Source organism: Cellulomonas sp., from assembly GCF_017744555.1.
Lineage (GTDB): Bacteria > Actinomycetota > Actinomycetes > Actinomycetales > Cellulomonadaceae > Cellulomonas.
In genome coordinates this window covers 1-565 of the sequence record NZ_JAGIBD010000128.1, presented here as the reverse complement: position 1 = coordinate 565, position 565 = coordinate 1, and the positions used below count along the sequence as shown (strand labels likewise).

Below are 565 nucleotides of genomic sequence, written 5' to 3'. Positions count from 1 at the left end.
GCAGGGTGCAGGCCATGCCGATCGACATCGGCCGCTCGCCGTCGATGCGCACGTGGACCACGTGCGGGAACAGGTCCATGTCGTCGGCGCGCAGCACCCCGGCGGCCTGGCAGGGGCCACCGAGCATGCGCGGGAACAGCCGACCGCACAGGGCGATCGCGCCGTTGGCCAGGCCGGCCTGGTCGTGCTCGGCGATGCCTGCGGCCAGGTCATGGTTGGCCGCGTCCTGGTCGGCGCGGTGCGTGGCCAGTTCCGATTCCAGCAGCGCCGGTGCGACGACGCCCTGTTCCAGCAGAACCTGGCCGAACATCTTGCGTCCGGCCTTCTGTGCCGCCAGCAGCGATTCGACCTGCGCCGCATCCAGCAGGCCCATCTCCAGCGCGATGTCGCCGAAGCGGCGGTCGTCGGCGCGCTGGCGCTCGTTGATCCGGCGCGCCTGCGCCGTGGTCAGCAGGCCCTGCTGCACGGCCAGCTCGCCGAGCAGCGGGTTGGAAGCGCGCTGCGCCTCGATCGCGGCCAGCAGCTGCGGCGGCGTGATCACGCCGCGCTCCAGCAGGAACTGGCC

At 72.6% G+C, this 565-nt stretch carries 1 protein-coding gene; it reads right to left on the bottom strand.

Features of this window, described 5'->3' with window-relative positions; genetic code table 11:
• Positions 1–565: hypothetical protein (locus tag J7523_RS20520; RefSeq protein ID WP_291890663.1), on the bottom strand; the 565-nt coding region annotated here is incomplete at both ends.